Raw genomic sequence first — 7,232 nt, 5'->3', positions numbered from 1 at the left:
CCGGAGGGGGTCCGCCGCATCCCCTTCGCGTCCCTCACGCCCGCCTCCACGCGCGCAGGTGCGCGCTCCGGGCGCGGGGGTTGGCCTCCACCTCGTCCTGGGAGGCCGACACCGGCTTCCGCGTCAGCGTCTCCCCGAGGGCGACGCCGCCGCAGGCACAGACGGGCATGCGCGGCGGGCAGGTGCAGGCCGTGCTCCAGTCGCGAAAGGCGTTCTTCACCAACCGGTCTTCCAGTGAGTGATAGGAAAGGACGGCGAGGACCCCGCCGGGCGCGAGGGCGTCGCGGATTTCGGTGAGCGCCTTCTCCAGCGCCTCGATCTCGCCGTTCACGGCGATGCGCAGCGCCTGGAAGATGCGGGCGCGGTCACCCGCGTCGGAGCGCGGCCCCAGGGTCCGCCCGATCGCCTCCAGGAGCTGGTCGCTGGTCTCGATCGGAGCGCGCTCGCGCATCTCCACCAGGATCCGCGCCAGCTTGCGGGAGCGGCGCTCCTCCCCGAACCGGTAGAAGACGTCGGCCAGCTCCTCTTCGGCGGCGGTGTTGAGGAGCTCCGCCGCGCTCGGCTCGCCCCCCGCCCCGCCGGACATCCGCATGTCCAGCGGCGCCCCCGCCCTGAAGGTGAACCCCCGCGCGTCCACGTCGATCTGGTGCGAGGAGATCCCCAGGTCGAGGAGCGCCCCCACCAGCGTGCCCGGCTCCACTCCCGCCGCCGCGACCGCGTCCGCGAAGTTGGAGCGGACCGCCCGGAAGCGGTCGCCGAAGCGCGCCAGCCGCGCCGAGGCCTCCGCCAGCGCCTCCGGGTCGCGGTCCACGCCGACCACGCGGGCCTCGGGGGCGCGCTCCAGCAGCGCCTCCGAGTGGCCGCCCCCGCCCAGGGTCCCGTCCAGGAAGAGGCCGCCCCGCTCGGGACGCAGCGCCGCCATCACCTCCTCCACCAGCACGGGGACGTGGTACGGCGAAGCGTTCGGCAGCGAACGTTCAGGCAAAGATCTGGTGTGTGAAGCGGTCGAAGTCTTCCGAGCGCGCCGGAACGGCGGCCTCGAAGCGCGCGGGGTCCCACAGCTCGATCCGGTCGATGGCCCCGACGACCAGCGCGGCGCCCCCGATCCCCACGGCCTCCTGGAGGCGCTGCGGGACGGGGATGCGCCCCTGCTTGTCGGGGACGACCTCCACTGCGTTGGCGGTGACGCTGAGCACGTACGACCGGGCCTGCGGCTGGAGCCGGAGCAGCTCCCGCAGGCGGCCCTCCACCTCCGCCCAGGCGGGCTCGGGATAGAGGGTGAGGGCGTTCTCGAAGACGTGCACCAGGACCAGGGGACGGTCCGGGTGATCGCGGCGGAACGGCGCGGGGAGGTTGAGGCGCCCCTTGTCGTCGATCTGGTGCAGGTAGCTCCCGAGGAACCCGCTCATCCACCCCCCTCGCTACGGTCGCCAGTCAACCCACGATTCCCCACTGCTCCCCACCGGCACCCAAGCTAACCACCGCCGGACCGAAGTCAAGGGCCGCCCGGAGCCCCCGCGCGATCCCTGTGCTGGCGGGGTTCTTGCGCTCGGCGCCGGGCAGGAGCGACGCCCATCCCGAACCGCCCGAGGAAGCCGTCCGTGCGCATCTCACTGGTCATCAACGCCCCCTCCCCGGAGACCACGGAAGAGATCCGCGATGCGGTGGCGAAGCTGCGCGAGGCGGGGCACGCCGTCTGGCCGCAGCTCACCTTCGAGAAGGGCGACGGGCGCCGCTTCGCGCGGGAGGCGGCGGCGAAGGGGGCGGAGCTGGTGATCGCGGCGGGAGGCGACGGGACGATCAACGAGGTGGGGAACGGGATCCACGACCACCTGGCCGACCGGGCGCTACAGGGCCTCCCGAGCTCCCCGGGCGACGCGCCGCGGCTGGGGGTCGTGCCGCTCGGGACGGGCAACGACCTGGCGGGCGCGCTGGACGTCCCCACCGACGTCCAGGCGGCCATCGCCACCGCGGTGCTCGGGAAGGCGACCCCGGTGGACGTGGGGCTGCTGAACGGCGAGGGCTTCCTGAACGTGTCCACCGGCGGGATCGGCGCCGAGGCCACGGAGGAGACCTCGGAGGAGGTGAAGCGCCTGCTCGGCCCCGTGGCCTACTTCATCACCGGGATGCGCAAGTTCGTCTCGCTGGAGGTGTCCTCGGCGCGCTTCCGCGGCTCGGAAACCCTGTACGAGGGGCCGTTCCTGATCTTCGCCGTGGGGAACTCGCGGCGGACGGGGGGCGGGAACTGGCTCACCCCCCGCGCCGACATGAGCGACGGCCTGCTGGACGTGTGCATCGTCAAGGAGGTGCCGCGGCGTGAGCTGCTGGCGCTCCTCCCGGAGCTGCGCACCGGCCGGCACCTGGACCACCAGGCCGTCATCTACCGGCAGGTGCCCGCGCTGACGGTGGAATCGACCGAGGTGATGAGCGTCAACGTGGACGGCGAGCCGATGGACGCGCGCGTGCTGCACTACGCCGTCAGCCCCCACCGGATCTGCCTCAGCCTCCCCTGACGGCAGGGAACAGGTTACAAGGGACACCGGCAACGGCGGCCCCCACCCGGCTCGCTTTAGGCTCGCAACACTTGCCCCCTATATCCCCCAGTTCTGGGGGAGGGCTGACGGCTACGGGCAGTTCATCCCCTCTCCCAAACTTGGGAGAGGGTGGCGGCTCTCAGGCCGCCGGGTGAGGGCCACGCGACGGCGCCCCCGCCGGGAGATCCCAGCGGGGGCGCCGTTTCGCACTCACGCACTCCCGCACTTTCGCACTCCTTACGGCATCCCCGGCAGCCCCGGCCTGGGCCAGTCCCGGAACAGCGCGATCGCGACCATCGCGACGAGCAGCAGCGCGAACATGACCACGAACCCGGTGAGGCACCCCGTCGGGCCGCAGCCGAAGCATCCCCCCGGCTGCTCGACCTGGATGGCGTTCGGGGCCGGACGCTCCTCCGGCGGAGTGTCGAGGCTCTCGGGGTCGCTCATTCGGCAGGGTGTCCGGAGGGCGGGAGCTACCGCACCGTGGTGAGCTGTCCGCCGCGGACCATCCCCACGGCGACCTCCTTGCCGGGGACGTCGCCGTTCTCGTCGAAGGCGATGGTGCCGCTGACGCCCTCGTACGCCGCCACCCCGGAGCCGGACAGCCCCACCTTCTCCACCTCGTCGCGGAGCTTCCGCCGGTCCGTCCCCGCGCGCTCGATGGCTTCCGCCAGCAGCTTGATGGCGTCGTAGGCCATCGCTCCGCGGTGGTCCGGAAGCTCGTCGAAGCGCTCGCGGTACGTCTTGACGAAGGCCTGCGCCCGGTCGGAGGAGCGGTCCGGGAGGAAGGCCGAGCTGACGTAGATCCCCTCGGCGTCCGCGCCCGCGTCCTTGACCCCGGTCATCCCATCGGCGCCCACCACCGGCCCGGTGTAGCCCAGGCGGCGCGCCTGCCGCACGATCCGCATCCCCGCGTCCGCCTGCCCCGCGATCATCAGCGCGTCCATCCCCGAGCGCAGGGCGCGCACCAGGTACGGGTCCACCGCGGAGGGGTCCTCCACCAGCGCCGGCAGGTACGGGTCGCGCGCGACCACGGCGCCGCCCGCCTTGCGGAAGGCCTCCGTGAAGGTCTCCGCCACCCCGCGCCCGTACGCGTCGTTGGTGTACAGCACCGCCGCGCGGCGGCTCCCCAGGCGCGAGAAGGCGTGGGTCGCCACGGCCGGGCCGTGCAGCAGGTCGCTGGGGCAGACCCGGAACGTCCACCGGCCCGCGTCCGTCACCTGCGGGCTGCTGGACGCCGGGGAGATCTGGGTGAGCGGCGCGCCTCCGTGCTCGCCCTCCTCCTCGTTGTAGATCTTCGCGGCCGCGATCGTCGCCCCGGAGTTCACGTGTCCGATCACCGCCACCACGTCCGTGCTGTCGCGGAGGAAGCCGGCCACGGCGATGGCCCGGTCCGGGCTCGCCTCGTCGTCCTTCTCCACCAGCTCCAGCTTGCGGCCGCGGACGCCGCCCGCCGCGTTGATCTCGTCCACGGCCATCTGCGCGGCGAGCTTCATCGAGCGGCCGTTTGCCTGCCCGAGCGGCCCGGCGAGCCCGATGCGGATGGGCTCTTCGGATGCCTGGCCGCACCCGGCCAGCGCCAGGAGGGCGAGGGAGAGCGCGATCCGGCGGCGGATCGGGCGATGGATGGGTGTCATGCGTTCTCCGGTGTGGTGCGCGGGCCGCGGAGCGCGGCCGTCGGGTGGCGATGCGGGGAATCGGGGGCTCCGGCCGGGTCGGCCGGCCAGCTACTCCGGCCCGGAGCCGGTGTCGCGGGCCAGGTCGTCCAGCCAGGACGGGCGGGGCTCTTCCTCGGCGCCGTAGGCGGCCTTGAGCTCGGCGACGAGCTGCCGGACCGCCCGGGGCCGGCGGGCGAGGGGGAGGTCGCGGACCAGGACGGACACCGCTGCGAGCGCGACCCCGCCGTCCATCTCGCCCTCCCCGCGCGCGGCCTCGCGGACGAACCACCGCTCCAGCTTCCGGCGGGTGGAGAGGTAGGGGATGGAGCCGTCCACGAACTTCTGCAGTCCGCTGGGGCTCATTCCCACCTCCCGCGCCACCGCGCGAAGCGACTGCGCCGCCATGCGGGCGGCGATGACGGAGCGGAGCTGGTCGAGGGCGACACCGCGAGACGAAGACATTGACCGGCGCTGGGCCTGGAGCTATCTTGCGGTGTCCATTCTGTCCACTTTCGGCGGGGGTGTACAGGATATTCTAAGGCCGATCACCGAAACGGGCAAGGAGTGAGACGGATTCGGCCCCCTCCGCGCGCGCCTGGCAGAGATCCGATCCTCCCAATCCATTGCTTTTGTGGACATCTTTGACGCATAATTGTCGTCAAGAGCTCGCGCCCCGCCCCTGCCCCGCCCCGGAGGAAGTCATGAAGGTGAAGCCGGCCCGGAAGGAACCCATGCGCTCCCGCCGCCCTGGGCGGCGGTCCCCCCCGCCCCCCGCGATCCTGCACGGGCCCGACGAGACGCTGGATGGAGTGCACATCCTGGACGAGATGCGCAACGGCGTGGGCGTGCTGCTCTGGCAGTCGCTCCACGACGTGCTCCTGTGGGCCTCGGTCCCGCCCGGCGAGCGCGCGGAGCTCTTCCGCCCGGAATCCGTCCGGCGGCGGCTCGCGGCGCTGGTGGCCCTGGCTCCCGACCCGGCCCTGGAGGCCGCCCTCACCTCCCTGGCGGCGCTGTCGCGCGAACCGGACACGGCGCGCCCGGAGTCGGTGAGCGCCGTATGCATGCAGGTGGCGCGCTGGGCGGAGGGGAGGGGCTCGCTGGCGACCGCCCTCGCTTTCGCCCAGGGGGCGGCCATCGCCGCGCCCAAGGAGGCCGCCCCGGGACTCCTGGCGGGGCGCCTCGCCCGGAAGCTGGGGGAGCGGGCGCGGGCGGAGACCTGGCTGCGGCGCACCATCGTCCTGGGTCGCCGCAGCGGCGACCGGACCACGCTCTTCCAGGCGTGTCTGGTCCTGGCGGAGATGCAGGGCGAGCGCGGCGACCGCGAGGGCGCGCGGACGCTCTTCCTCCGCGCCTTCCGCGGGGGGCGCCGCAGCGGGTTCCGGGACATCAAGGGACAGGCGCTGCACGGCCTCTTCCGCCTGGCCGCTGCGGAGGGCAGCCTGGAGGAGGCCGACGCCTACGCCCGCTCCGCGCTGCACGCCTACGGGCGCCGGAACCCGCGGGTGCCGCAGGTAGCCCGGGAGGTGGGGACCTTCTGGCTGGAACGGGAGGAGTACGCCGACGCGCTCTCCGCCCTGCGCCTCGTCGTCCCCTTCGCCCGGCACCCGGCCGAGCGGTTGGAGGCGCTGGCCGCGGTGGCTCGCGCGGCCGCCGGCGCGGGGAGCGACGAGGTGTTCGACGCCGCCTCGCGCGAAGCGATGCAGCTGATCCGCCGCATCCCCCCCGAGGAGCTGCGGCCGCGCCCGCTCCTGGACCTGGCCCGCGGCGGCGCCGCGCTGCAGCGGTGGGAGAGCGCGGAGCGCGCGGCCCGGCTGGCGCTCGACGCCGCCAGGCGCGACGGCGAGCCTCCCGTCATCCTCCTGGCCGAGGAGGTCCTCGCCCGGGCGCGGAGCCGGACCGGTGCCCCGCGCAAGCAGGGGAAGCCCGCGGCGGTGTAGCCCGCCGCCGTGCCCGCTCCGAAGCAGACGGCCCCGCCGGGGTGCTCCCCGGCCGGGCCGTTCATGCACGGCGCTGTCCGCCCGCGGTCCGGCTCAGCAGGTGCGGACGGCGACGGTGTCCTGCATCACCCACTTCCCTTCCCGCCGGGCGAACTCCAGCCGGAAGGCGCGGTCGCAGAGCACCGGGGGGACGTAGTTGCTGGCGGTGACGGTGGAGGTGTAGTGCATCGTGATCCGCCCGGGGGCGCGGCTGGCGAGGTTCAGGTGGACGAAGACGCCGTTCTTCGGCACCCAGCACGATGCCCCCAGCTCCATGTCCATGCAGTTGAAGGAGCTGTCCGGCACGGTCGCCTGGAAGGGGCGGTCCACGGCCGAGGCGATCCGCTCCATGTCCACCACCTTCCCCGTGGCACGGAGGCTCCCTCCCCGGAACGACTTCACGTCCAGGAGGAGCGGGCCGGTCGCGCTCCCCGGGGGCGCGGCCTGGCGGGCGTCCGCCTCGGCGAAGCGCACCGTCTGCCGGACCACGTCGAGGTAGTCCTCCTCGGAGGGCTTCTCGGAGCCGCACGCCGCGGCGGCCAGGGCCAGTGCCAGGAGCAGGGCGGACGAGGGAAGGAGCCTTTTCATCGCGTGCGCGTCGGGGGGTCGGTCCGGCTGTCCATCGGGATCGCGAGCCAGTACATTATCGCCCCGGAAAGGGTCCGCGAAAGGGCCCGCGCCACCACGTACCCGCCGCCGAAACGGTGATGACTCTCTGGAAGCTGACCCCCCGGCACGACTCGCTCTGGTGGTGCGTGGACGGGAAGGACCCCTGGCAGCCGCACCAGGACAAGGCGTTCGGCTTCGTCGTCCGCGCCGAGACCGAGGAGGAGGCGCGCTGGCTGGCGCACGAGAGCGGCGGCGGCGAGAACGACGCCCTCCCTGGCGTCCGGCCGTGGATGGACGCGCAGTACTCCACCTGCGAGGAGCTCCCCGCCGAGGGGCGGCGGGGCGTGGTCCTGGTCAACTTCCGGCACGGTTGACGGCTGCCGTTCAGCGCACGACAGGGAGGGTGCCGGCGTGCCGGCACCCTCCCTGTTTGCATGCTGCGTCGCGGGGGGGGG

General features: G+C 73.6%; 9 protein-coding genes. 3 read left to right on the top strand and 6 right to left on the bottom strand.

What is annotated here, in order from left to right; genetic code table 11:
• Nucleotides 1-34 precede the first annotated feature (34 nt).
• On the bottom strand, nt 35-985 hold the full coding sequence (rsmH, locus tag VGR37_24200) for a 16S rRNA (cytosine(1402)-N(4))-methyltransferase RsmH (GenBank protein HEV2150524.1): 951 nt from the start codon (nt 983-985) through the stop codon (nt 35-37).
• Nucleotides 978-1,409 (bottom strand): division/cell wall cluster transcriptional repressor MraZ, encoded by a 432-nt coding sequence (locus VGR37_24195; GenBank protein HEV2150523.1) that lies wholly within the window; start codon nt 1,407-1,409, stop codon nt 978-980. The genes rsmH and VGR37_24195 overlap by 8 nt, the downstream gene beginning before the upstream one ends.
• A 192-nt stretch (nt 1,410-1,601) precedes the next feature.
• On the opposite strand from VGR37_24195, the gene VGR37_24190 reads away from it, so the two are divergent.
• Nucleotides 1,602-2,513, top strand: coding sequence for a YegS/Rv2252/BmrU family lipid kinase (locus VGR37_24190; GenBank protein ID HEV2150522.1), 912 nt, complete (start codon nt 1,602-1,604; stop codon nt 2,511-2,513).
• A 258-nt stretch (nt 2,514-2,771) separates the two neighbouring features.
• Here VGR37_24190 and VGR37_24185 read toward each other — a convergent pair whose 3' ends face one another.
• From VGR37_24185 to VGR37_24175, 3 genes are all read right to left on the bottom strand, one after another.
• The gene (locus VGR37_24185; protein HEV2150521.1) at nt 2,772-2,981 is read right to left on the bottom strand and encodes a hypothetical protein; all 210 of its coding nucleotides are present in this window, start codon (nt 2,979-2,981) and stop codon (nt 2,772-2,774) included.
• Nucleotides 2,982-3,007: 26 nt separating this feature from the next.
• On the bottom strand, nt 3,008-4,171 hold the full coding sequence (locus VGR37_24180; GenBank protein ID HEV2150520.1) for a branched-chain amino acid ABC transporter substrate-binding protein: 1,164 nt from the start codon (nt 4,169-4,171) through the stop codon (nt 3,008-3,010).
• Nucleotides 4,172-4,261: 90 nt separating this feature from the next.
• Nucleotides 4,262-4,654 carry a hypothetical protein gene (locus VGR37_24175; GenBank protein HEV2150519.1) on the bottom strand — a complete coding sequence of 131 codons (393 nt, stop codon included), beginning with the start codon at nt 4,652-4,654 and terminating at the stop codon, nt 4,262-4,264.
• Nucleotides 4,655-4,893: 239 nt separating this feature from the next.
• Between VGR37_24175 and VGR37_24170 the strand changes: the two genes are divergently transcribed.
• Nucleotides 4,894-6,129, top strand: a complete 1,236-nt coding sequence (locus VGR37_24170; GenBank protein HEV2150518.1) for a hypothetical protein — start codon at nt 4,894-4,896, stop codon at nt 6,127-6,129.
• Nucleotides 6,130-6,222: 93 nt separating this feature from the next.
• Here the strand turns inward: VGR37_24170 and VGR37_24165 are convergent, their stop codons facing one another.
• Nucleotides 6,223-6,756, bottom strand: a complete 534-nt coding sequence (locus VGR37_24165; protein ID HEV2150517.1) for a hypothetical protein — start codon at nt 6,754-6,756, stop codon at nt 6,223-6,225.
• A gap of 119 nt (nt 6,757-6,875) precedes the next feature.
• On the opposite strand from VGR37_24165, the gene VGR37_24160 reads away from it, so the two are divergent.
• Nucleotides 6,876-7,151 carry a hypothetical protein gene (locus tag VGR37_24160; GenBank protein ID HEV2150516.1) on the top strand — a complete coding sequence of 92 codons (276 nt, stop codon included), beginning with the start codon at nt 6,876-6,878 and terminating at the stop codon, nt 7,149-7,151.
• The last annotated feature ends 81 nt before the right edge of the window (nt 7,152-7,232 follow it).

This window comes from Longimicrobiaceae bacterium, from assembly GCA_035936415.1.
Classification (GTDB): Bacteria; Gemmatimonadota; Gemmatimonadetes; order Longimicrobiales; family Longimicrobiaceae; genus JAFAYN01.
The sequence above is the reverse complement of the archived record's forward strand: the minus strand, read 5'-3'. Positions and strand labels throughout refer to the sequence as shown.

Bases quoted from the DNA above. Each gene is read 5' to 3' on its own strand.
- VGR37_24195 (HEV2150523.1), bottom strand. From the start codon at position 1,409: ATGAGCGGGTTCCTCGGGAGCTACCTGCACCAGATCGACGACAAGGGG.
- VGR37_24185 (HEV2150521.1), bottom strand. From the start codon at position 2,981: ATGAGCGACCCCGAGAGCCTCGACACTCCGCCGGAGGAGCGTCCGGCC.
- VGR37_24180 (HEV2150520.1), bottom strand. From the start codon at position 4,171: ATGACACCCATCCATCGCCCGATCCGCCGCCGGATCGCGCTCTCCCTC.
- VGR37_24175 (HEV2150519.1), bottom strand. From the start codon at position 4,654: ATGTCTTCGTCTCGCGGTGTCGCCCTCGACCAGCTCCGCTCCGTCATC.
- VGR37_24170 (HEV2150518.1), top strand. From the start codon at position 4,894: ATGAAGGTGAAGCCGGCCCGGAAGGAACCCATGCGCTCCCGCCGCCCT.
- VGR37_24165 (HEV2150517.1), bottom strand. From the start codon at position 6,756: ATGAAAAGGCTCCTTCCCTCGTCCGCCCTGCTCCTGGCACTGGCCCTG.
- VGR37_24160 (HEV2150516.1), top strand. From the start codon at position 6,876: ATGACTCTCTGGAAGCTGACCCCCCGGCACGACTCGCTCTGGTGGTGC.